The 24,100-nt window shown below is 45.5% G+C and carries 21 protein-coding genes and 1 pseudogene; 12 read left to right on the top strand and 10 right to left on the bottom strand.

Translation table 11 applies throughout. From position 1 onward, the window contains the following. Window positions 1-69: 69 nt before the first annotated feature. The 6 genes from narQ (at window position 70) to EA26_RS09815 (ending at window position 6,000) form a co-directional block, all read left to right on the top strand. Window positions 70-1,785 carry a nitrate/nitrite two-component system sensor histidine kinase NarQ gene (narQ, locus tag EA26_RS09790; RefSeq protein ID WP_039428957.1) on the top strand — a complete coding sequence of 572 codons (1,716 nt, stop codon included), beginning with the start codon at window positions 70-72 and terminating at the stop codon, window positions 1,783-1,785. Then, a complete protein-coding gene (locus tag EA26_RS09795; RefSeq protein ID WP_039427161.1) occupies window positions 1,782-2,414 on the top strand; it encodes a response regulator in 633 nt (210 codons plus the stop codon). The genes narQ and EA26_RS09795 overlap by 4 nt, the downstream gene beginning before the upstream one ends. 76 nt (window positions 2,415-2,490) lie before the next feature. Next, window positions 2,491-2,736 carry a membrane protein gene (locus tag EA26_RS09800; protein WP_039427162.1) on the top strand — a complete coding sequence of 82 codons (246 nt, stop codon included), beginning with the start codon at window positions 2,491-2,493 and terminating at the stop codon, window positions 2,734-2,736. Between the two features lie 249 nt (window positions 2,737-2,985). After that, a complete protein-coding gene (locus EA26_RS09805; RefSeq protein WP_039427163.1) occupies window positions 2,986-3,990 on the top strand; it encodes a response regulator in 1,005 nt (334 codons plus the stop codon). Next, complete coding sequence (locus tag EA26_RS09810; protein ID WP_039427165.1) at window positions 3,990-4,433, top strand: PAS domain-containing protein; 444 nt, start codon at window positions 3,990-3,992, stop codon at window positions 4,431-4,433. Before EA26_RS09805 ends, EA26_RS09810 begins: the two co-directional genes overlap by 1 nt. 85 nt (window positions 4,434-4,518) lie before the next feature. Further along, complete coding sequence (locus EA26_RS09815) at window positions 4,519-6,000, top strand: bifunctional ADP-dependent NAD(P)H-hydrate dehydratase/NAD(P)H-hydrate epimerase (protein ID WP_039427166.1); 1,482 nt, start codon at window positions 4,519-4,521, stop codon at window positions 5,998-6,000. A gap of 31 nt (window positions 6,001-6,031) precedes the next feature. Here EA26_RS09815 and EA26_RS09820 read toward each other — a convergent pair whose 3' ends face one another. Beyond that, window positions 6,032-6,586, bottom strand: coding sequence for an outer membrane protein (locus EA26_RS09820; RefSeq protein ID WP_039427167.1), 555 nt, complete (start codon window positions 6,584-6,586; stop codon window positions 6,032-6,034). Between the two features lie 490 nt (window positions 6,587-7,076). Here EA26_RS09820 and EA26_RS09825 point away from each other — a divergent pair, with 490 nt between their 5' ends. Next, window positions 7,077-8,123 carry a GMP reductase gene (locus EA26_RS09825; protein WP_039427169.1) on the top strand — a complete coding sequence of 349 codons (1,047 nt, stop codon included), beginning with the start codon at window positions 7,077-7,079 and terminating at the stop codon, window positions 8,121-8,123. 115 nt (window positions 8,124-8,238) lie between these two features. On the opposite strand, the pseudogene EA26_RS22195 reads toward EA26_RS09825, so the two are convergent. Beyond that, window positions 8,239-8,390 (bottom strand): annotated as a pseudogene (locus tag EA26_RS22195) (site-specific integrase); the annotation flags it as partial. A 209-nt stretch (window positions 8,391-8,599) separates the two neighbouring features. Here EA26_RS22195 and EA26_RS09830 point away from each other — a divergent pair. Further along, window positions 8,600-10,135, top strand: coding sequence for a DNA cytosine methyltransferase (locus EA26_RS09830; protein WP_039427170.1), 1,536 nt, complete (start codon window positions 8,600-8,602; stop codon window positions 10,133-10,135). On the opposite strand, the gene EA26_RS09835 is transcribed toward EA26_RS09830, so the two are convergent. The 3 genes from EA26_RS09835 to EA26_RS20085 are packed head-to-tail and all read right to left on the bottom strand — an operon-like array spanning window position 10,119 to window position 14,282. After that, complete coding sequence (locus EA26_RS09835; RefSeq protein WP_039427171.1) at window positions 10,119-11,489, bottom strand: hypothetical protein; 1,371 nt, start codon at window positions 11,487-11,489, stop codon at window positions 10,119-10,121. The two genes, EA26_RS09830 and EA26_RS09835, sit on opposite strands and share 17 nt — an antisense overlap. Before the next feature lie 2 nt (window positions 11,490-11,491). After that, on the bottom strand, window positions 11,492-13,645 hold the full coding sequence (locus EA26_RS09840; protein ID WP_039427173.1) for an ATP-binding protein: 2,154 nt from the start codon (window positions 13,643-13,645) through the stop codon (window positions 11,492-11,494). Window positions 13,646-13,703: 58 nt separating this feature from the next. Continuing rightward, complete coding sequence (locus tag EA26_RS20085) at window positions 13,704-14,282, bottom strand: GIY-YIG nuclease family protein (RefSeq protein ID WP_052079697.1); 579 nt, start codon at window positions 14,280-14,282, stop codon at window positions 13,704-13,706. Between the two features lie 451 nt (window positions 14,283-14,733). On the opposite strand from EA26_RS20085, the gene EA26_RS09850 reads away from it, so the two are divergent. Further along, window positions 14,734-15,240 carry a hypothetical protein gene (locus EA26_RS09850; protein WP_039427175.1) on the top strand — a complete coding sequence of 169 codons (507 nt, stop codon included), beginning with the start codon at window positions 14,734-14,736 and terminating at the stop codon, window positions 15,238-15,240. A gap of 15 nt (window positions 15,241-15,255) precedes the next feature. On the opposite strand, the gene EA26_RS09855 is transcribed toward EA26_RS09850, so the two are convergent. Then, a complete protein-coding gene (locus EA26_RS09855; RefSeq protein WP_039427176.1) occupies window positions 15,256-15,777 on the bottom strand; it encodes an RNA methyltransferase in 522 nt (173 codons plus the stop codon). Window positions 15,778-15,889: 112 nt separating this feature from the next. Then, complete coding sequence (locus tag EA26_RS09860; protein WP_052079699.1) at window positions 15,890-16,729, bottom strand: substrate-binding periplasmic protein; 840 nt, start codon at window positions 16,727-16,729, stop codon at window positions 15,890-15,892. Window positions 16,730-17,205: 476 nt separating this feature from the next. Between EA26_RS09860 and EA26_RS09865 the strand changes: the two genes are divergently transcribed. Continuing rightward, window positions 17,206-18,411, top strand: a complete 1,206-nt coding sequence (locus EA26_RS09865) for a methyl-accepting chemotaxis protein (RefSeq protein ID WP_235425320.1) — start codon at window positions 17,206-17,208, stop codon at window positions 18,409-18,411. Between the two features lie 147 nt (window positions 18,412-18,558). Here the strand turns inward: EA26_RS09865 and rnk are convergent, their stop codons facing one another. Then, entirely contained in the window at window positions 18,559-18,966 is a 408-nt protein-coding gene (rnk, locus tag EA26_RS09870) for a nucleoside diphosphate kinase regulator (RefSeq protein WP_039427177.1), read from the bottom strand. A gap of 273 nt (window positions 18,967-19,239) precedes the next feature. On the opposite strand from rnk, the gene EA26_RS09875 reads away from it, so the two are divergent. Then, window positions 19,240-20,157, top strand: a complete 918-nt coding sequence (locus EA26_RS09875) for an EamA family transporter (protein ID WP_039427179.1) — start codon at window positions 19,240-19,242, stop codon at window positions 20,155-20,157. A 90-nt stretch (window positions 20,158-20,247) separates the two neighbouring features. Here the strand turns inward: EA26_RS09875 and EA26_RS09880 are convergent, their stop codons facing one another. Together EA26_RS09880 and EA26_RS09885 are read right to left on the bottom strand one after the other, a co-directional pair. Then, window positions 20,248-20,982 carry a substrate-binding periplasmic protein gene (locus EA26_RS09880; protein ID WP_039427181.1) on the bottom strand — a complete coding sequence of 245 codons (735 nt, stop codon included), beginning with the start codon at window positions 20,980-20,982 and terminating at the stop codon, window positions 20,248-20,250. Window positions 20,983-21,078: 96 nt separating this feature from the next. Continuing rightward, the gene (locus tag EA26_RS09885; RefSeq protein ID WP_052079702.1) at window positions 21,079-22,434 is read right to left on the bottom strand and encodes a sensor domain-containing diguanylate cyclase; all 1,356 of its coding nucleotides are present in this window, start codon (window positions 22,432-22,434) and stop codon (window positions 21,079-21,081) included. A 763-nt stretch (window positions 22,435-23,197) separates the two neighbouring features. On the opposite strand from EA26_RS09885, the gene cyoA reads away from it, so the two are divergent. After that, window positions 23,198-24,097, top strand: a complete 900-nt coding sequence (gene cyoA / locus EA26_RS09895; RefSeq protein WP_081947062.1) for a ubiquinol oxidase subunit II — start codon at window positions 23,198-23,200, stop codon at window positions 24,095-24,097. Window positions 24,098-24,100: the final 3 nt, after the last annotated feature.

Genomic DNA, 24,100 nt, shown 5'->3' on the forward strand with positions numbered 1-24,100 from the left:
GCTCATATTGTGCTCCCGCAGGGGTGGCAAATGGCAAATGGCAAATGGCAAATCAGATCAGAGGTCGTGTTGAAAAAACAAGTGAAGAAGTCAGTCACTAGAACGATTGCCAAGGCGATGGGGTTGATTTTGCTGCTGTCTGTCGTCACCACGGGCTTTGCTATCGTGACCTTAGCGTCGAGCCTCAATGACGCCGAAGCGGTCAACGTCGCGGGCTCGATGCGTATGCAAAGTTACCGATTGGCACATGACATCCAAACGAATGCGGCCGACTACGCCTCGCACATCTTTCTGTTTGAACGCTCCATCTATTCCCCGTCAATGAAAGCCTTGCAGAACTGGACCGTCCCTCAAGACATCACCGACGATTATTACCGCTTGATCATGCGCTGGCATGAGTTGAAATCTGTGCTGCAAAGCGAGGAGCGCGAACGCTATTTGCTATTGGTGGCTGGGTTTGTCGGGCAAATCGACGCGTTTGTTTTTAAGTTGCAGCATTTTTCTGAACAAAAGCTGATCAAACTGGCGTGGGTTGGGGGTATGGGGCTTGGCGGAATCTTGCTGGTAAGCGTATTTGTGGTCCATTTTGTGCGCCGTGAAGTGGTTCATCCGCTCAATGCACTGGTGGTGGCGAGCAAGCAGATTCAATCTCGTTCCTTCGATGTGGTTTTGAACGTCTCCAGTGATAACGAAATGGGCATTTTAACCCGCACTTTTAACACCATGGCGGCGGAGCTCGGTAAGCTCTATCACGGTTTGGAAAAGGCGGTAAATGAGAAAACACACCGTTTGCAACATGCCAATCAATCGTTGCAGGTGTTGTACCAATCCTCACAAGAACTGACGGCATCCCGTATCAGTCAGGAAAATTTTCACGCCATTTTGCGACATTTTGTCAGCATCGAAGGCATTGTCGCCGCTAAACTCGAAATTGTTGAGGTGGGCGAACGTAGCCTTGTGTTACAAGAAGGCAAAGTGTGTTCCAACCGCTGCAATAAAAAAGCGCTCACCTTGGATGGCCAGCATCTTGGCTATTTGCACTGGTGTGCGGGGCTTCCTTGTCCGGACCAAGCGCTGATCGACAACTTTGTGCAGATCCTCTCGCGGGCGGTTTATTACAATCATGCCCAGCGACAGGCAGAGCAACTGCTGTTGATGGAAGAGCGTGCCACTATCGCACGGGAACTGCATGATTCATTGGCACAATCGCTCTCTTATCTGAAGATTCAGGTTTCGTTGCTGAAGCGCTGCATCAGTAAGATCAGCGTGGATGCACAGGTTGAGAAAACCAATTTGGTTATCGCCGAGCTGGACACCGGGTTAAGTGCCGCTTATACCCAACTGCGTGAGTTGCTCACCACCTTTCGCCTTGCGATTAAAGAGGGAACCTTTGGTCAGGCGCTGCAGCAAATGATCGAACAGTTAGGCGAACAGACGGAGGCTGAACTCACTTTAGACAATGAACTGCTCTCGGTTGAGTTGGATGCGCATCAGCAAGTGCATTTGTTGCAACTCATTCGGGAGGCGACGCTTAATGCCATAAAGCATGCCCACGCGAGCACGATTCATATTGAGTGTAAAGAAGCGAACAATTGGGTTACGGTGTCGGTTGTCGATGATGGGGCTGGATTTGATCCCAACAACAGCAAGCTCCACCATTACGGCATGTCGATTATGCAAGAGCGTGCAGCACGACTTAATGGGGATTTGACCGTGAGCGCAGCAGTGGGGCAAGGTTGTAAGGTAGTATTGAAGTATCAGAGAATGAAGGAAGAAAAAGCGTGACAGTGTGCAAAGTAATGTTGGTCGATGACCACCCATTGATGCGTCGTGGCATCAGTCAGTTGCTGAGTTTCGAAGATGAATTTGCCGTAATTGCCGAAGTTGGAACTGGAGCCGACGCAGTTGCCAAAGCGCACGAAACCGAGCTGGACTTAATTCTGCTTGATCTCAATATGAAAGGCATGTCGGGTTTAGATACCTTGAAAGCTCTGCGCGCTGATGGCTGTGAAGCGAGGATCGTTATTCTCACCGTTTCCGACAGCCCGGCCGATATTGAAGCGATTGTGAAAGCGGGCGCTGACGGTTATCTGTTGAAAGACACCGAACCGGATGAGTTAGTCGAACTGCTTAAACAGGCTCGACTAGGCGATAAAGCGTATAGTCAGGCGGTGGCTCGCTATTTACAGGCTCGTCACGATAACCACGATGCGTTTGACGATCTCACCGACCGAGAGACGCAAATTTTGCAAGAAGTAGCGCAAGGGTTTCGCAATAAGCAGATCGCCGATCGTCTCTTTATTTCTGAATCGACCGTCAAAGTACATATGAAAAGTTTGCTGAAAAAACTCAATGTGCCTTCTCGAACCGCCGCGACTATTCTCTATCTAGAGCGCTACGGCGAGGTGAGATAAGACTTAAGTCCAACAGATCTGCTGCCCGCTTGCCGCTACTATGAATAAAGCAGCGCAATGATAGAAGAGGGATAACATGGAAGTGGGTTTATTCTGGGCCGAAAAAGGCTTTTTGCTGGTGGGCATACTGTTTGTTCTGACTGGTATCATCCAATATGGCAATCGCAGCCAAGATTGGCGAGGCGTAGTGACCATGTTTTACAAACGCATTCCGATGTCGGTGAGTGAATATAAATGGTACCGTCTTGGCATTGGTTTGTGTCTGTTTGCGGTGGTGATGCGCATTGGTTTAATGGTCATCTTTCCCGTTTACACGCTCTAACTTCACCCGCTTTTGAGCGGGTTTTGCTTATTTTGATACATCTCAGTATGTAACTAATTCTTATTTAAAACATTTTTGTTATCGCCTTCATATAAATTCATTTCCACTCCGGATCTAATTTCGTATTCTTGCCAATTCAGTTCATACTTAAAATCGAACAATAACTACAATCACGTCAGTTCCACACGTCATTCTTGAGTTGTCTGTTACACTTAAGGACAGGCGATAATTATTAAAAAGGGTGGTTGAATGTCTTTTCCTGTTCTCATCTGTGATGATTCAGCGCTTGCAAGAAAGCAGATGGCACGCTCCCTGCCTGCTTCACTCAATGCCGACATAACCTTTGCAGTGCATGGACTCAGTGCGCTAGAGGAGTTGGGCAAGCAAAAATTTAAATTTATGTTCCTCGATCTCACCATGCCAGAGCTCGATGGATTTGAAACGCTTGAAGCCATGCGCAGCCGAGGTGATGACACCCCGGTGATTGTTGTTTCCGGTGATATCCAGCCCAAAGCGAAAGAGAGGGTGTTTGCCCTTGGGGCGAAAGCGTTTATTCAAAAGCCAATTGCGCCAGACGAGCTTAAAGCGACGCTGAGAGAGTTGGTTGAACCTGCCTCAGTGCCGCAAGTGATCACGCCGAAAACGCTAGAACTGCCCATTCTGCGTCGAAGAGATATCTACATGGAAGTAGCAAACGTTTCGATTGGTTGTGCGGCTGATGCACTGGCGCGACATTTTGACGTGTTTGTCCATTTGCCGCTACCCAATGTGAATATTTTTGAGCTCAGTGAACTGCACATGGCGCTGCGAGATTTGGCAGAAAGCGCTAACGTTTCGGGCGTGTGCCAAGGGTTTAGCGGTGAAGGGATTGCGGGCGAAGCGCTGGTTCTGCTTAGTGATTCCAGTGTGGCTGACTTGAAAAAACTGATAAAGGTGCCCGCCGACAGTGAAGAGCTTGAGGAGTTGGAGCTTCTGATGGATGTCTCCAATATTCTGGTTGGCTCTTTTCTCAACGGCCTTGGCCAGCAGGCGGAAGTGTGTTTCTTTCAAAGCTCTCCTGTGCTGTTGGGGCAACATATTTCGATCGATTCCGTTATCGAAAGTACCGCAGGTTCTTTTACCAAAACCATGACTTTTGAGGTGAGTTACACCATCGAAGGCACAAGCATACGTTGCGATCTGCTGTTTATGTTCGTTGATGAGTCTTTACCGCTTCTAGACAATAAACTCGCTTACCTGATGGAGGACTTTTAATGCTTAATCTTCCTGCAGAGTTTGAACAATTCCACTGGATGGTGGACATGGTACAAAATGTCGATATGGGCTTGATTGTGTTGGATACCGAGTACAATGTGCAGGTATGGAACGGTTTTATGACCCACCACAGTGGCAAGCAAGCGCACGACGCGATTGGTAAATCGATTTTTGAGCTGTTTCCTGAGATCCCACAAGAGTGGTTTAGGCTGAAAACGAAGCCCGTGTATAACTTAGGCTGTCGCAGTTTTATCACTTGGCGTCAGCGCCCTTATCTGTTCCGTTGCCGCAACGTGCGCCCTGTTACCCAGCAGGCCGACTTCATGTATCAGAACGTGACGCTCAATCCAATGCGCACCCCTACGGGGCAAGTGAAATCGCTCTTTCTATCAATTCAGGATGCGACTGCCGAGGCGATCATGGCCCAGCAGCAGAACTCATAGTAAAGATCGTTAAGTGTCAGTATAAGCCAAGGAATTCCTTGGCTTTTTACTTCATCACCAGCCACGGATCCGGGAGAGCGATGGTATGTCATCACAAAACACTCAATACCTTTATCAAGCTCGTCAAGTGAGAGAGGGAGAAGTTGTGGTCGCCAAAGCGCAGGGCGTCAGCTTATATCAGTTGATGGAACGCGCGGGAGCGGCGGCCTTTGCCCTGCTTATAGAGCAATACCCATCACTGCGTGAGCTATGCGTGGTGTGCGGCAAAGGCAACAACGGTGGCGACGGCTATGTGGTGGCTCGTTTGGCGCAAGAGCACGGAATGGTGGTGCATTTAGTGCAAGTTGGCGAGCCGGAACGATTGCAAGGAGACGCGCGTGAGGCGATGCTGACGTGGCAGCGCGGCGGCGGGACCATCATGAGTGAAAAAGCGTTACCACTTTTGTTGAATCAATGTGATGTGGTGGTGGATGCGCTGCTTGGTACGGGGTTAAGTGGCTCGGTTCGCAGTGAGCTGGTGACGCTGATCGACATGCTCAATCACAGTGGTAAACCTTTGTTGTCCATTGATATTCCGTCGGGTTTGTGTGCCGATAGCGGGCAAATGCTTGGCGCAGCGGTGCACGCAGCACACACCATCACATTTATTGGTATCAAACAAGGCCTCATGACTGGGCAAGCGAGAGCATGCCGCGGCAAGCTCCATTTTGCTGGATTAGAGGTCGCTGAGCACTTTGCTCGGCAGGTGAAGACGCACATTGAGGCGATAGACAAAAACAGCTTGGCTGATTGGCTGCCAAAACGCTTGCCCGTCGCGCACAAAGGCGATCATGGCAAACTGCTTTTGATGGGCGGAAATCGCAGCATGGCGGGGGCAATTCGCCTTGCCGCCAGTGCGGCGGCAAGAAGCGGCGCTGGTTTGTTGGTGGCGTTGACGCACCCTGAATCCGCTTTGCCGCTGCAAGTGAGCTGTCCTGAAGTCATGACCGCCGCTTGGATGCAAAACTCGGCGGAGTTGGAAAAGCGCATCGGTTGGGCTGATGTGTTGATCGCAGGGCCTGGATTGGGGTTGGATGAGTGGGCGAAGAGTCTTTGGTTGTCGATAAAGGCGTTCCATGGACCATGTGTACTGGATGCAGACGGGCTCAACTGGCTGGCAAGGCATCCGGATCACAACGATCTGCGCGTCATTACCCCCCATCCCGGCGAAGCGGCACGTTTACTTGGTTGCAGTGTAGCGGAAATCGAGGCGGATCGTTTTGCTGCTGTTCAAGTGCTGCAAGCGCAATATGGCGGCGTAGCGGTGTTGAAAGGGGCGGGAACTCTGATTTGTGATGGCAATAAAACCTACGTGTGTGATGCGGGCAATCCCGGCATGCTAGATGTGCTAGCTGGAGTGATTGGCGCACTGCTGGCGCAGAAATTACCACTGTTGTCGGCGGCTAGGCTTGGGGTGTTGCTGCATAGCTGCGCCGCCGATCTTTGCGCGCAGCGCCACGGTGAAATAGGGCTGCTCGCTTCGGATTTGCCGGATGAAATTCGTCGCTTACTGAATGGAAAAGCCTGATCAATCGGCGATCAGGCAACAAGGTATAACATTAGAACGAGAAGTTAACGCCCGCACTGATCGAGGTCGCATGCTCATCGTTTGGTAGCATTTGGTATGTGACCGCCGCATCCAGCGTTAAGCGCTGGTCAAACGGCGATGCTAAGCTGACCCCGGCGCTGGCATAAGGCTTGACGCTACTGTCTTTATCCACTTTCTCCACCGAATTGGTTGCATCCCACGTCGTCAGTTCGGACTCAATGTAGCTCGCCCCCGCTTTACCATACACGCTCAAAATGCCGAGGTGTTGGTCAACGCGCAGGCCGAGGCCGTAAGAGTTGTATGTTTGCGCGAAATCGTTAGAAGTCGCCGAGACACTTTTGTTCAAGGTTTCAACTTTTTTGTAGCTCAAATCGGCCGAGAGAAAGTCGGTTAGTTGGTGGTTATAACCCGCCTGAATAAAGTAGGCGAGCTCATCATTAGAGTTGTTAGTGACCATGGTCGCTCCGACATTGGTATACAGAGCACCTCGTTGTCCTTTGGCGTGCGCCATCGCTGTCGGTAGGGTAGCCAGCAATGCCAGCGTTACAAGAGTCATCTTTTTCATATTCAACACAGCCTTCGTTGTCCGTTTGCCGAGCGGCAAAAAATAGGTACGTTAAATAATACTTAGCAAGAATCAGTCCTTTTTTCCTATAAATTGCCTATTTTTTCTCGGAGAGAAGCTTGCCACGCACATCGAAGCCGCGTCGACTTACTGCGCACTTTGACAAAAACCATCAAGTGATTAGAGATAACGGGGAAAGGATTGCGCAAGCGATTGCCCGGGCGTTTAACGATAACGCACTGAAATGAAACAGGAAAATGGAAGAAAGAAAACTGAGGGTGTTTAAGGTATGAAAACTCGGCAATGGTAGCACAAAAAAAAGTGAAAAATCAGACTTGTCGAAAAAAAATCACAACCTATAATGCTGAAAACCGGAGCGTCTGCCAACGCTCCGGTTTTTTTGTGTCCGAAAAACAGTAACCTCGTCTGCCAACTTGGTTACTACGCACTCTGCGATGACACATACAGTTATGAATCAAGGAATTACACAATGCGTATCGAACAAGAACTTAAGTTAGGTTTTAAAGATGTCCTGTTTCGCCCGAAACGTTCTACCCTGAAAAGCCGTTCTCAAGTAAATTTAACCCGCGAGTTTACATTCAAACATAGTGGTCGTCAATGGTCTGGTGTGCCTGTGATTGCCGCCAATATGGACTCGGTGGGTAGCTTCGAAATGGCGAAAGCCTTGGCTGAACATGGTGTAATGACCGCCGTTCACAAACACTATACCGTGCAAGATTGGGCCGATTTCGTCAAAGGGGCGAACCGTGAAACGCTCAACAAAGTAATGGTTTCAACTGGCACATCAGAAGCGGATTTTCAAAAAACCAAAGATGTGATGGCGCTTTCTGACGAGCTGATTTTCATCTGTATCGATATCGCTAACGGCTACTCCGAGCATTTGGTGGAGTACGTTCAGCAAGTGCGTGCCGCATTCCCAGACAAAGTGATCTCAGCAGGTAACGTCGTCACTGGCGATATGTGTGAAGAGCTGATCCTTGCGGGGGCCGACATTGTTAAAGTGGGCATCGGCCCAGGTTCAGTATGTACCACTCGCGTGAAAACAGGCGTTGGCTATCCACAGCTTTCTGCCATCATTGAGTGTGCGGATGCCGCGCACGGCCTTGGTGGTCGCATCATCGGTGACGGTGGCTGTGCCTGCGCGGGCGATGTAGCCAAAGCTTTCGGCGGCGGCGCAGATTTCGTAATGCTTGGCGGCATGCTGGCAGGCCATGAGGAATCAGGCGGTGAGCTGGTGGTGAAAGATGGCGAAACCTACATGAAATTTTACGGCATGTCTTCAAAGAGCGCGATGGACAAGCACTCTGGCGGCGTTGCGGGCTACCGCGCTGCGGAAGGAAAAACCGTACTATTGCCTTACCGTGGCAGTGTCCACGGCACCATTCAAGACATCCTTGGCGGCGTGCGTTCAACCTGTACCTATGTAGGCGCGGCGGAGCTTCGCGAGCTTACTAAACGCACCACGTTTATCCGAGTTCTAGAGCAAGAGAACAACGTGTTTGGCAAAGAGAAGTAAGTCAACACTTCGGAAATAACGAATAGATTAGGGCCGCTTAAAGCGGCTCTTTTTTATTTGATGCAGTTGTAAGCACCGTATGGCGAAAATCACCCGTCGCCATCACTAAACGTGGCCGTAGTATGAATGCTTCATAAGCCGCAGCTTCACTTTTAGTAGTAGCAAAGCCCTTGCGTACGCGCTTACCGCTGCGTCCTGTCGGATAGCATTCGCAAATCCAAGGTTTGTTGAACAGTCTGAACAGTCTTTTAAGTTGCGGATAGACATAATAAAAATCGCCATAGCTGTATAAATAGACAGCGCAAGGGTGGTAAAACGTTAATCAATGTTTTAAAACGAAGATTGAGAACATGTTTAATAAGTAAACAATGGTTGATTTTGTTTAAAATCAATGCAGATAAACATGAGAAATTGATTGCCAGGGCGATCAGGCCTGGTATTATTGCCTGGCATTGAAACTAGCTGTAATTGTGATAATGGAAACTGGTGAAATCCTCGTAATTGACTTGTTCGCTGGCCCTGGTGGGTTAGGTGAAGGTGTGTCTTCTTGTGTACATGAAAATGGCAATAAGCCCTTTCAAATTGGCATGTCTGTAGAAAAAGAACCTTCCGCTCATAGAACGCTTACAACACGAGCTTTTTACCGAAAAATCAACGAACTAGAGAATGGTCTAGAAAGTTATAACGCTTATTTAAACGGTGAAATTACACGAAACGAATTGTTTGAGCGTTTCCCTAACGAGGCGCAGGAAGCAAAACAAGAAACCTTATTTGCTCCACACGCATTAGGTGAACACAACAATGATATTCACAAACGCATTCGTGAACTTGTCGCTGCTCATGGCAACCGTCCTAAAGTTGTTATTGGTGGCCCTCCTTGCCAAGCATATTCACTAGCAGGGCGTTCTCGCAACGCAGGCATTGTGGATTACAAAGCAGAAAAAGATGATCGCCACTTCCTGTACAAAGAGTATTTAAAGGTTATTTCTATTGCCCAGCCTGACGTTTTCGTAATGGAGAACGTACGCGGTATATTGTCTGCGAAAGTTGATGGCGAAATAATGTTTCCTCGCATTTTGAAAGACTTAAAAACGCCTGGTCGAGTGACAAAAATCGCTAGCCCTAGATACAAGGTGTTTTCGTTGGTTGTGGAAGCTGAAAACCCGAACGATCCAACATATGAAGACTCAAGTGACTATCTGATTAGGTCAGAAGACTATGGCGTACCTCAAGCTCGCCACCGTGTTATTTTACTTGGTGTTCGTGAAGATATTGAACGAGTGCCAGGAACGTTGATACCACGTGAACAACAAACCACAGTCGAACAAGTAATCGCTGATTTACCTGCATTAAGAAGTGGTTTTTCTAAGCGTGAAGACAACGGAAAAGACTGGGAGAAAGAAGTCTCCAAGAATGCTACGCGTGTGAAGAAGCTGCTTACAAAGCAATTTGCTGATGCAGCAGGTTTAGACTTAAAACCGCTAAAGAACTTACCAAGAAGCGCCTCTCTGCCAGTTAATCACCCTGTTTTGATGCCTGATCATTTAGTTGAGTGGTATAGACATAATGCACCAACGTGCGTGCTAAACCATGAAACGCGCGGGCATATGGATAGCGATTTACTTCGCTATGCATACAGCGCTGCGTTTACCATTCTTAGTGAAGGAGTGTCACCAAAGGCTCGTGATTTTCCTGCTGATTTAGCACCTGCGCATGAAAACTGGCACAGTGGCGCACATGCCGACCGTTTCAGAACGCAAGCAGCAAACAAGTGTTCAACAACCGTAACCAGCCATATCTCGAAAGATGGCCATTACTTCATTCACTATGATCCAAAGCAATGCCGCAGCTTAACTGTGCGTGAAGCAGCTCGTTTACAAACATTTCCAGACAACTACTTGTTTGAAGGCAATAGAACACAACAGTATGTGCAGGTAGGAAATGCTGTGCCACCATATTTGGCACAGCAGATAGGGAAAGTGGTGATGGAATTACTTAGTCAAAGCGAATAATACCGGGTCTTGCTGCGTGCTGTGACGCCTTAAAGCTTATATCAGATAATATTTGGTCTTTAAGTCTAAATACAGGTGTTCCTAGCCATTTATTAAAACCTGGTATTGCCCCAACTTGGTACAAAAAGCTAATTTTTACAATATATTCTTCACCACCGATAATTACATTAGGTAAGCGATAAATTCCAGAGTGGGCGGTATCATCAGATTTGTTTCTAAAAAAAGTGAAGTTTTCAAACTGTTTAGGAATCATTGCAGATATGAAGTACCTATTCATTTTCGTCTTCCTCTGAGCTTGATCACATTCCGCGGATAGTTCAAGAAAACCAACCTTAGTTGCCTTACGAGCTGCGTTTCTTTCGCCCTTGCTTCCTTGAGTGCCATCTAAAAACTCATCATTTAGTAATGTTTTTATATTGCGCCCTAAGTTTTGTAGTATTTTGGATTCGTTTGCAGCATCAGTTAGATAAGATGGATTAAACTCGATCCAAGTACCTCGTTTATTTTTTGGGGATTCTTCATCAAGTTCTTCAATATGATAAAACGAGTTCAGATGAGCTTTCACATCATCAGCAGCTCTTAAATTAGTGCCTATTCCGTTTGCAGCATCTAGCCAAACAGCTCTATCGATATGCGCATGCATAGATTGGATATGATCATGCAAGACAGGCTCTAATCCTAATTCTATAGCTACTTCTGGTTCTTCTCTTGCGTTTTTTGTACCAAGAGTTTCATTACCTATTACAGCTAGCATAGTTTTAAGTTTGTTAGTTGTATCCGCTTGAAACTGATCTATGTTTTCGAACTCCACAGGTCTTGCGAGCCTGAATAGAGAGTCAGTAGTTGATTGAGCGGCTTTACATATACGATTTTCCCAACCGAACATAGCATGAAATATCGCATTTTCTTTAAACAAGCTAGCCACTTTATCGACTAATTCTGCTGGACGATTTTTAAATTGTGTTTTATCTAACACTCCCCAATGTATAGGAGCTGGAATGTCGGAATGTCGTTCTGAAATTAACTTCATCACATTTTCGACAGTGCTTGTATTTCGCGACCAAAAATATAGTAAGTAAGGTCCATCAATAGCCAATTTTTTTAGAATTTTAGCTATAGGACCAACTAGATTTTTTGCGTCAATTTGTAGTTCTTGTAGATTTAGATCGGTAATAATCACACGAGGGTGAATCATGTTTAAGTTAATATGATCAATACCTGAAACGTTAGTCGGTTCTGAGTTTTCATAATGAATGGGAAAACATGGGTATCCAGCAGATGTCAAACTGTTCTGAATGGTATCCAAATCTTCTTTTTTATCATCGATTAAGACAATTCCTGGCAAACTTATCATTATTATTTTTCCTGATTAAATATCATTACTACAGCCGCGCCCTGATATGCTTCAGGTAGGTCTAAATCTTCTGGCTCGCATATTTGTAGCCTGCCGCCAATACTTTCCATGACCTTATCTGCGTAATAAAGACCAACTCCCATACCACCAGGTCGTGATGTTTTAAATGGTTGAATTGCTTCTTCGGGGGTTAGACTAAAGCCAGGACCATTGTCCATCACGATAAGTGCGGGACCTTCTTTAAACCAATTAGGTAAACTATCAACTCTGATCGCTGGAATGTATTTTTCATCTTCTTTTTCAGCTTTAAGGCTTGTCCAGTGGATAGCGTTGTCTATTAAGTTAGTAAGTGTTGCTTGAAGCAATCCAAATGGAGCCGTAACTTTAAATGACTCTGATTCACCACTATTCAATGGGCAAGATATAGCTATTTTATGATGACTGAATCGATGCTCATTGAGACTTACAATTTTTTGCGTCAGTGCTTTTATATCGAATGTTTTTTGTTCATTACGGCGTAGTAGTGGAGCAAATCCTTCAAGAAGTTCAGCTAAATGTTCAGCCCTCTTCAATAAAGTTTCATAGTCATCTGAGTTTCTAATTGAAGCATTTAAATCGTCTACTCCACGTTCTACTTCATGGAATATAACCGCGAGGTTTATTCCAGCGATACCGGAGCTAAGCGTTACTTCTCGCATTTGTAAGTAATCAGATTCAATTTGAACAACTTTGTTACTCATTTCTTCTTCAAGACCATGTTTCTTAATTGCATCTTTAATGTCTTGAATACTTTCAGCAAACCTAGTTGTAGCAGGAGATGCATCTTTTACATCACCTTTGAGGTAATCATCTAGTGCTTCACGATCTTTTCGGTGCTTTAGATGGAAGTCTTCAACTACACTAGCGATAATCCATCTAAATCTTCTATATGTATTGTTTTCGTCGAACCCTTCACGGTTCGTTTTCTCTTTTAGACCTGCACTTTTTTCTAAGTTTAGATCGACGCCGCCAATCACCATACCTGTATCAATTTTTTGTCCTGGCATATTGATTCGACCTGCGTTTAAACCAAGCCAATCATCCTTTCCTTCACCGTAGTTAAATACGCGGATACCATCTCTGTAGACACGAACGCCAGATTGCTCTTTTAAGTAATCCTTAATTAATTGTGGTGAACCAGTAGCGCTCAATACTGCTGGAGTCTTCATAAAAATATAGAACGTACCTGAAATAGGTCCTATATCCTTCAAATCCTCAGGATTCATGAGTAAAGATTCCCTGATCTCTACTTCACGAGCCAGTTCCTCTTCTTTAGTAGGTTTTAGCAATTCGAGTCGTGTATCAACATTCTCAATATTAGACTTGGCTAGCTCTCTAAATGTTTGTGGAGGATTATAGGTATAAGTGGACGAGAATTTTCCGTCTTCATCAATAATAAAGTCGTAAGTCCAAAGTGCCTTGTCTAGGATATCTTTTGCATCAAGCAAATCAGCAACTTCTTTTTCTCTGCCTGGTATCTTTAAATTTACCTCGAAGTCAGAAACTGTTTTAAAAGGTGAGATAAGGCTAGTTAAAAGGCGTTTAAGTCTTCTGAGTTCACCTCTTGTCCAATTGGTATTGTTTAATGCCCCGATTTTGATTCTAGTCCCCGTTTCTGAGCCAAAGAATTCAGGAGAACTTAGCGGAGTAATTGTTACTTTAGTGTCTTCGATATACTCTGCTTTGCTAATTAAACTTGGCCAATCAATAGTTATTTTGTATTCGTTAGAACCCTCAGCCCTAGTGTTGATTATTAGTTCGTTACCGAGTTTATGCACAGCAAGACGCCCAACGCCTTTCTCCCCAAGAGGTAAGCGATTTAATCCATGAGTTCTTACTTTGTTTTTGCTTCGTTTGCTGTCTGTACCGATTTCCATCCATTTATTTAGGATGTCATCTTCAGTCATTCCAAAGCCTTCATGGTCCCAAACAATTATATTAGGTGACTTATCTTCCAAGTTAAGTGTGACATCAACGCTTCTAGCATTCGCATCGTAAGCATTTTTAACAAGCTCAAATACGGCTAGACGGTCGTCACCAATTAATTCATCGCCTAGTAACTTTAGAAGGTGCGCATTTGCTCTAAATGGTTTTACTAAAGGTTTATCATTTGCCATTAATACAGAACCTTAAATTAATTCGAATGAAATAATGTTTATATTAGACACATTTCCGCTATTGCAATTTTTTGTATTTCCTACGACGCCCATCTGGATAAATCCCTAGTACTCCTTCCTTAAGAAGGAGACCTAGTACACTGTAGGTAAGAAAATCCTGTTGCTTACCCTGATGTGCAGATTGTAAGCCTAAGTAATGCGCACAGTCTGAGTTTGTTATCCCATTTGGGTTTTCTTCAGATAACGACGCTATTGAATCTTTGATTAATTTTAGACCTAGTTGTGCTTTTTCAACTGCACCATTCGGTACTACGATGTTCTTATCTATTTTGCGTTTTATAGATTTCGGTATTACTGAATTATAGAGTGAGCCGCCATTATCGATGGTGCCGAAGCTACTGATTAGCTCGAGTTCTATTTGTAGGGCTTGTTCTTCTGTAAGATTTTCGACGACCCGGGAAATGATAGGTGAGTTGCCACTATCGAGGATTTCTTGAATGAACCTGCCTTTACGTGTGTCGTCGACTTTCTTTAAATGGTCGGTAGCTCTACTACCTGTACCTTTACCAATATAGAAGACTCGAGCTGGTTTCTCTCGAGGATCTTTTAATGAGTAAACATAATAGGTATTGCTCATCAAACTTTCTCCAACACCAAAGCAACCTGTCCCACAACTTTTACATCTAGGTTATCAACCAGATATGTGCTACTTGTGGCTTGGTGAATAGCCTTTCTTCCCACGTATTGCGCTGGTCGAGTTGGGTGCAGGTGTACTTCCATATACAGTCAATGATTCCTAATGAGAACGGTGGAGCGAGTTGAAGCTCGACGCCTACTCTTAAACATTCAATGAGTTGGGAGGATACCATCATGCTTTCATATCAAATAGCACTTAATGCGTCTTTTATGACTTATGAGCTGTTTTCTCTGGCTTAAGGCATTGTGGATTAACGAGGCCAAAAGGCAACAAAAAACGAGATGTGTCTGGCTGAATCTGACGACAACACCGCTGTCGAATTGAAAAATCGCAGCTCATACGCGAAGGTAATGGTCAGAAATACAACAGCGTGAAGGTAAAGGAACGGCAGATGGATAGGGTGATAGCAGAAAAAATCATGGACTTTTTGACTCAAATTGGTGTGCCTTTTGAGCGCGCTTCGATAGAGCAAAAAACGTTTTTACCTGGTTTACATTTACACCATGGCGTTTTGCAGATTGATCTCGATAAATTGGCGTTTGCGGGGGATATTTTGCATGAAGCCGGGCACATTGCCGTTTGTGAGCCACAAGAGCGTCAGTTCCTACATGGCGACATCTACAAAAATGGTTTACTTAACGGGCGTGAATCGCAACGTATGCATGGCGAAGAGATGGCCGCAACAGCATGGGCGGTCGCGGCCGTAACGCATTTAGAGCTACCGCTGAATCTCGTCTTCCATGAAGAAGGTTACCGAGGTGGAAGCAACAGTTTAATTGATGCATTCTCACAAGGGAAAGGGTTCGGTTTTCCTTTACTGGTTGCCTGGGAAATGGCGGACTCAGAAAAAGGCTACCCTTATATGCAAAAATGGATCAGAGAGATGTCGTGGCTTTGATTTATTAGAGCCACCCTAATAAGCGCTTTCTTTGACTCGCAAACGGTTTTTGTTATCGCGGTTGGCGATGACTTGCGCGTTATCGTCTATCGCGCCAAGTGTTTTCGCTAAGCGATCGTACATCACCACGTTAACGGTTGCGGCGAGATTCATGCAGCCGTGAGTGGGTACATAAACAACATGATGTGCTCTGTCGACCACCTCTTGCGGCAATGAACCATCTTCCGGGCCAAACAGATAAATGGCTTTTTCAGGATGGGCGAAATGCGGCAGGGCAGTGGCACCGACCACCAGTTCGACACAGACGATCGCTACATCGCTGTCGAGGCTGGCGGTGAGGTCGTCCATCTCCAGCAAAGCAATCCGCTCATGACTATTTTGTGTATCGGTCTGAAATCTTGCCGCGCGGCTATAACGGCTGCCGTTGTATCGTACCTGAGTGGCGTTATAGCAACCCGCCGCGCGCATCACCGCGCCGACATTGGTGGGGCTTTTGGGATTATGCAGTCCAATTATCACTGTTGGCTCAGTTGTCATTGCTCTCTTTCTACTTCTGTATTGCTTATCGTTGAGCAGGTGGCTCACAAAGGGCGGGATTATCGCTCTAACGGGGCAGGAGTGCCAGTGATGAATTCACTTCAGGGCAGACTCAAGATGAAGCAGTAAAGGCATTACGCGGATTCGCCTTACTCTCGCTGTAGCGCAGCATGATAGCGCTGGTCGGGGTAAATTCTGCCACGAGTTTATCGAGATAGGCTTGTTGCTGCAATTTGCTATAGCTGTTTCTCAAAGCCTCAACGACGGAAGCGGAAGTGTGATTGCCCGTAACCAGCCATAGATCCTGACACAAAGGGGTGACGTTCATGACTTTGACAAACTCATGCGGATCGTAGCCATACTCTTGCATTCGATAGTGGAAACTGGCCTCAACCATGGGAGCAAAATCGACGCGGTGAGTGTGCAGCAGCCTGATGGCTTCTTTGCCCTTTTCCACCGGAATGACCTGATCTAAGCCGTTTTTTGCCAGCAGTTCACTAAACGAGCTGCCAGCCTGCGAACCGAAGCGATAGCCCTTCAATTCCTCTAAATTTTTTGCGCTGACTTGAGGGCCGCTTGCCAGCCGATATAAGCCGACTTTGTAAGGCGAGACTTGGCCAATCCATTGAAATTTGTCTTCACGCTCGGGAGTGCGTGACACCGAGAAAAACAGCGTATTCTCTGTCTCTATGGTGGTTTTTATCGCGCGATTCCAAGGCGCGAAATGAATCTGTTTGATCTCAAGTGGTATCGTTTTAGACGCGTCTTGCACGAGTGCGGTGACAAACTCGATCACATAACCTTGCGGCTTGCCGTCTAGCATAAATTGCAGTGGTGGGAACTCTTGAGTGTAGAGATCCAGCGCAACGGGTTGATCGGCTAAAACTGACGTGTTGCTCAAGCTACTCAGAACAAGAGCGAGAGTCACATTGGATTTTAATTTGTAATTCATTGATTACGCCTGCTCATAATTTGGGTTAATTGTAGCCCAATCAAACGCCGTGTGAACACCTGTTTACTGCTGAAAGAACAATGGCTTGATTGCGATGGCACTAGGCAAAAAGGCTACTTGTCTCTCTGGTCTAATCACGCTGCTATTGTTCTATCGTAGTTCGAAAAACTCAGCGAAGAAAATCCCCTTTTGCTCATAGCTTTACGGTGTTCAGTTTAAATTTTCTGATGCTAGGGAATTTTGAGCTAGCGAGTGCTATCTTTTGAAAGAACAAAGATGGTGTAACCATTGATAAAACGTGTAAAAAAGACCAATAACGGCTCATTCGAGTAATGCTGAGGGAAACAACATGCTCAATCTGGGATTAAAGAAAACACTCCTGCTTTCTGTCAGTTTACTGGTGGCGATTTCGGTATCGCTGGCCAATTTTGCCTCATATCACGAACAAAAAGATTCTCGGTCAGAATCGCTCCTTCGTGAAAGATCAGGCGGAGATGATTGAAGGGTACATCAATGAAAAAGTGAACGGCATCAGGAAGGTTGCAAGCTTACACAAGAATAAAATGATTACCGGAACGCCCGAGGAGATCATTGCGCAGACCAAGTTTCTCGCCAATGCCATGAACGTCGCGAGTGCGGTTATCGCCACCGTCATCAGTGTGATGTTGGCCTTCATTCTGATCAATATTCTCTATCGCCCGATTATTTCTTTGCGCGACATGATTGCCAACCTATCGAGTGGCAATGGCGATCTCACTCAGCGCCTTGCCGTGACGTCAAACGACGATATCGGACAAATTTCAGCGGGCGTAAACCGTTTTATTGAAGAGCTACAAAAGATGATGCGTGAAGTTCAGAGTATGAGTGAAACGCTGAAAGACAACGTATCTCGCTTAAGAGAGCAATCGAAACACAACACACAAATTTTGCAGAGCCACGTAACGGAAACAGAGCAGATTGTTACTGCGGTAGAAGAAATGGATGCCACTGCAAACTCAATGGCCACCGACGCCGCCAACACAGCCAGCCTGACCCAGCAGGCCAACAAAGTCAGTGATGAATCGAAGAAAATTGTTGATAAGTCAAAACTGACCATTTCTGCGTTGATTGATGATGTGGAAAAAGCCTCATCGGATGTGCAAAAAATGAATTCACAAACGCAAAGCATCAGTACAGTGCTCACCGTCATTGGCGATATTGCAGAGCAAACCAATTTATTGGCGTTGAATGCGGCGATTGAAGCTGCCCGAGCGGGTGAACAGGGGCGAGAGTTTGCAGTTGTGGCGGATGAAGTGCGTAAGCTCGCTAGCCGCACAAAAGACAGCACAGGTGAGATAGAGTTCGCACTCAAGGATCTTTTGGATGGTTGTCAAAATGTGGTTGAATCAATGAAATATACCAAGGAGCGCTGTCAAGACACTGCAACTGGATCGGCGGATGTAGAAAGCAGTCTAGAGTCTTTGACGCACTTTGTTGATGAAATCAATGATTTGAGCTCACAGATCGCCACCGCAGCGGAGGAGCAGAGTAGTGTCACCCAAGAGGTGAGCCGCAATATGAATGCGATCAGCGAGATTGTTTCTAATCTAGAAAGCAACGGCCAGTTGGTTAACCGAAATGCTGAAGATATTGCTAATGTGAATGATCAACTCATCAGCATCGTTAAACGTTTCAAACTGTAAGCGGGTTGCGATGGGTTAGCCTGTTTTTAGTCGTAGGCATTTGTCGACAACAAAAAAACGATAGCAAAATTCATTGCAGTAGAAGAGGCTATTGCCAACGCTCTCCTGGTGCAAAGCGGTTGTTCTTTGCACCAGACAGCCTAACGTTTAGAGGTGAAAATCACCGGCACGCTCAGGCTGATAAACGACATCAATGATTTCGATGGTTTTTTCTTGTCCGCCCGGCATTGGCCAGGTTAGCTGTTGGCCGACAGACAAGCCAAGCAGGGCACTTCCTACAGGGGCAAAGATCGAGATGTCTTCACTACTGCGAACTTGATCGGGGTAAACCAGCGTTTTTTCCATACTGTTATCGCTGCCAACAAATTTAAAGCAGACCGTGGAATTCATGGTAACCACGTCGCTTGGCATGTCACTGGAAGCCATTACAGTTGCTCGGTCGAGCTCATCTTCCAATTTCTCTAGCACTGCAGACCATTGGGTTGCCTTTTCCAATAATGTGCTAATACGGTCCATATCGAGTGTCGATACGATGATCGAAGGTTTGTTTGTCATTGATTTGCTCCTAAATGAAATGCCGCCCCAATAAAATTAGGGCGGCATAGGAAATACAGGTAATTTTGTCACTTCATGTGAGTAACACAAACAAGCCGTACCATTGTAATCGATATGTATTTTGTTTTCTATCTCTGTACAACGGCTTGATGACTTGTTATCCAATTGTAAATAGGGCAATCTGTCCTATCAGTTGCTTGAGCGCAAGGTTTTTTACCGACTGGTGAGATTCGCGTTCTACTTTCAGATACCGCACTTTACATAAGGATAAACATGTCTTTTCGTGACCGATTATTGGCCTTAACTATTGTGATGGTGTGGGGCGTGAATTTTGTGGTGATCAAAGTGGGTTTGCAAGGTATGCCGCCGCTGCTCTTGGCGGGCTTACGATTCGCTTTGGTGGTTTTCCCGGCGATCTTGTTTATTCCACGCCCTAAGCTGCCCCTTAAATGGTTGTGTGCTTATGGGCTGACCATCAGCTTTGGGCAATTTGCGCTGCTTTTCTGGGCGTTGAATGTGGGACTTGCGGCGGGGTTAGCATCGCTGCTATTACAAGCACAAGCTTTTATCACCTTACTTTTTGGTGTATTGCTGCTTAAAGAGCGCGTTCGCATGCACAATGTTATTGCGGTGAGCATTGCTGGTATTGGTATTTATTTACTGGCGGCGGCTCAAGAGCAAGGCAGTGCTTCTGTCACGCTGTTTACCTTGGTGCTGATTTTGGGGGCCGCGACGTGCTGGGCGCTGGGCAACATTACCAACAAGGTGATCATGCAACGTTACGCAGTACCGACAATGTCGCTGATCGTTTGGAGTGCTTTGGTGCCAACCGTTGCATTTTTTATCGCTTCTTTTGTGGTGGAAGGGCCGTCGCAGATCGTCGATTCATTGGTGCATATTGAGTGGCACAATGTGCTGTCGATTGTTTACCTTTCGTTGCTCGCGACCATCGTTGGTTATGGCGGCTGGAGCAACTTGTTAAGCCGCTATCCAACCGCCATGGTTGCTCCGCTTTCACTCTTGGTTCCGGTATTTGGTTTGCTTAGTGCGTGGGTATTATTGGATGAAAACCTCAGCGTGTTCCAAATACTCGGCGTTGTGGTGATTGCGCTTGGGCTGGTGATTAATGTGTTCGGGCAACAATGGTTTTGCGCCAGAGCCACGCAAAAAGCGGCGACGGCGGAGAAATAGCCAAAAGAGAAAAGTTCTTTTCCGATCCAGTTTTGCTCTCAGCTCTTCAAGCGAAAATTTGAAGAGCTGATTTTTTTGTCTTTATTCTGATTAGTTAGCCAAATAATCCGCCATGATTTTGTCGACGTCGATGCGTTTTAGCCCTTGATTTCGAATTTCCTGCCAACGTTGGCCATCTTGGTTATTAGTAAAAGCAACGTGGAGAGATTTCTCGACCAGCAGTTTCGGGTTCATCTGTAAATCGGCTTTGAACGGTTGTAAAGAAGGCGTGTTGTCGAGCAAATATTGGAAAACGTTACTGTCGATGACGGCCAGTGGAATACGCTTGTGCCCTAACTTAGTTAGGTTTTGGCTATCACTGTTTACCGCTTCGGATTTCAACGTGCCGTTGGCGATCATTTGATCGAGTTCATCGGTGTTCACATAGCCGCGTACCACGCCGATGGTATACGACTTAAGGTCGGCCAAAGCAGACCATTGTACTGGCTTGGCTTTATTTTCGGCAAAGCCTAGAGGGCCAACGCCGATGGAATCAGAGAAAAGCAAGTCGCTGGATTCAAAAAGATATTCAGGAAAATAGCCTGCGTAGCGAGCGTCGTTTTTTGCCAAATGAACCGCTCGTTCCCACGGATAGAATTCGACTTTCAGTTCATGCCCCATCTCTTTAAGCGCAGCGCTAACGACCGCAATCGAAGCACCTTTCTGTTTTAGTTGCTGAGAGGAGTAAGGCGGCCAGTCAAGTGAGGTGAGAGTCAGTACATCGGCTTTGAGCAAGGGAGAAAAAATAAGGGCCAGTGAAATCAATGCCTGTTTTAATAGTGTCATGCGATTTTCCTATGTCGGGGTTTCTTTGAACATAGTTAATGCGACACAAGAATCAAACGCTTGCTGGCCGCTTTTCGATTTCTTAAAAGCTCGTTGTCAAAGTTGGATGACTTGGTTTCTTCCAGCTCGTTTGGCCTGATACATGGCTTTATCTGCTGCTTCTAACAGTTCGTCGAGTGTTGTTTGCGTGGACCATTCAGCCACGCCAATACTGACGGTCATTTGAATCGTGTGATGTTTTTCCAATAGAGGATTTTCCATTACTGCTTTGCGGATAGCATAAGCTTTATACATAGCGTGGCTGCGATTATAACGAGAGAGTACGAGAGCAAACTCTTCGCCGCCTATGCGGCCAAAAATATCTCTTTCGGATAAGTATTGATCGCACAAGCGAACAAAATGAATCAGCGCTTTGTCGCCAATTTTGTGGCCGAAGGTGTCGTTGATGGCCTTAAAATGGTCGAGGTCTAAAACTAGGACGAAAAAGCGTTCATTATTCTTACGAGCGGAGGCAAACTCTTTGCCAGCTTGCTCCATAAAATGACGGCGATTACTCACATTGGTCAGGCTGTCTCGTGTGGCTTCGAGATAAATTTTATTCTCATAGGCGCTGCGGTTTTTTTCTTCTGCCAAGAGGATGAAACGGGTCACAACAACTGCCACCAGTGAAAAGAGAATAATGACCAGTGTAATATTTGGCAGTACGGTGGTGCTGGGCAAATTCGGTGCCCAAAGGATCTTCGCCACTGGCGTGCCCGTTGGTGAAAGCAGCGTCATGCTTTCTTCATTTTTGCCGACAACGTACGTGGTTGGCACAACATGAAGATGACCCAAATTGTATTTCTTGGCTAAATGTAAGATGTAGTCGTTATCCATCTTAATTCCAATGGCCAGAAAACCATTTTGCCGTGGTTGGTAATTGGATCCATCAATAAAAGGGCCAACAACGATCAGATAGAGATCGTTATTGATCGTGATGTAGCCGCTGGTGAGCTTTTTTTCTTCTTCATTTGGATAGTTTGTATCACTGAGTTGATTAAAATCATCGTTCATAATTTCATCAACAGTTAATACTTTACTACTTTCATTGTTTATTAGTAGGAACTTATTGAGCCTTTTTTCAAATGCCAAGCTAAAAGCTAGATCATAGCTATTAATTAAAAAGCTCCCAGTATTGATTCTTATCCATTCTTCATCGTTTTCTTGAAATATTTTAAAATAGGCTTCATCCCAATAAGTATACTCGCTCAATATATCTTGATGATGCTTTTTTTCTACGTTTAATGCTAGTGAAACGCGTTGTTTGAACTCTGATGAAGACATGTCATCCAAAGAAATCAGGATGTAATAGAGGCTGCCAATGATAGCGACAGCGAGCATGAAAAATAGCCAAGAGATAACGGATATCAAAGATCTTGTGGAAACAAAGCTACGATCAACCAGTCTCATCATGCTTGTTTGTCCTTTCTCTCGTCGCAATGATTCAAATGTGTTGAGTATAGTCTAGTTTGCTAAAATGCGTAAATATTTCAGTAAGGTATCTTAGGTCAAAGAACAATCGATATTTAAAGTTAGTGACAATGATCACTAATAGTAAAAGTTGGGTAGATCAGCCATGCATAGAAGATAACGAATCGAATGGCTTTATCCTATTTGATTATAAAAATATTAATCTATTTAAAAATCATGAAAATTAATTCTTAAATAGTATTGATGAGGTTTCAACTTATTTATTTTTGGTTGTTTCTATTTTATTAGCAATGAAAGAAGAATGTTTTCCTATTTTTCTAAAAGAGGGAAATATCTTATTTTCGACAGGGGATTTTTATTTTCAATATCGCGCTAGTAATAAATTCATCAGGTGAATTTCTTGTTTGCAAGCAAATCTGTTCGGTGATGAAGAATTTCCTTCTAAAAAGTAATGTTTTTATCGTTTAAAACACTATTTATGAAATGTAAGTTTTCGCAATCAGAGGGTGAGCTTCATTTTTGATACAAGCATAATTGCGAATGTAACAAAGTATTGCATCGTGTAACAATTTAACCACATGAAATATAGGTTTTTATTTCCATGTCGCCAATTGTGAACGATTCACTATCTATGTTGCATATGCTCAACAAAAATAAAATTCTAATGACTATAACGACCTTATTGCACCCAGCTTGTAACGTACAAGCTTGGCCAATCAAGGTCATCAAGACATCGAGAAAGTAAATGAAAGCCTCAAGATATATACGCATCTTGTCGAGGGCTGGGCTTGCTATTGCCGCGCTCATGCTCTGTGGATGCGATTATGCTTTGCTCAATCCGAAAGGCGCTATTGGTGTTCAGGAAAAAGAGTTGATCATTACAGCTCTATTGTTGATGCTCATTGTGGTGATCCCCGTGATCCTGATGACTATCTACTTCTCCTTCAAATACCGCGCAGCGAATACGGAAGAAGAGTACGCACCTGAATGGTCTCACTCGACCAAAATTGAGGTGGTGGTATGGACGATTCCTATCATCATCATCGCGGTGCTTGCCACCATCACTTGGCGTTCTACCCATGAACTGGAGCCCTCAAAACCGCTGGTCAGCGATGTCAAACCGATGACCATCCAAGTGGTCTCCTTGGATTGGCAGTGGCTGTTCATCTACCCAGAGCAGCATATCGCGACCACCAATCATGTTGTTTTTCCTAAAGATGTGCCTATCGAGTTTAAGCTCACCTCAGACAACATCATGAACTCCTTCTTCATTCCAAGTTTGGGCAGCCAGATTTACGCGATGCCAGGCATGGTGACGCGCCTGCACTTGATTGCCAATCATGATGGCGATTTTGATGGTGTTGCCGCGAGCTACAGCGGTGAAGGGTTCTCGCACATGAAGTTTACCGCGACCGCAACGGCCGATCAGGCGAGCTTTGATGCTTGGGTTAACCAAGTGAAATCAAGCCCTGATCAATTGCCTGACCTGCCTGCATACAAGGCGTTGGCGCAGCCAACCATTGATGCACCAGTGAAGTACTTCTCCACCGTCGTCCCTGAACTGTTCGCCAACGTGGTGACTCAGTATCCGGGCTCAATGAACGCGAGCTTTGATGCGGCTTGTCTGGTCGAAGATGAAGGATAACCC

Source organism: Vibrio navarrensis, from assembly GCF_000764325.1.
Lineage (GTDB): Bacteria > Pseudomonadota > Gammaproteobacteria > Enterobacterales > Vibrionaceae > Vibrio > Vibrio navarrensis.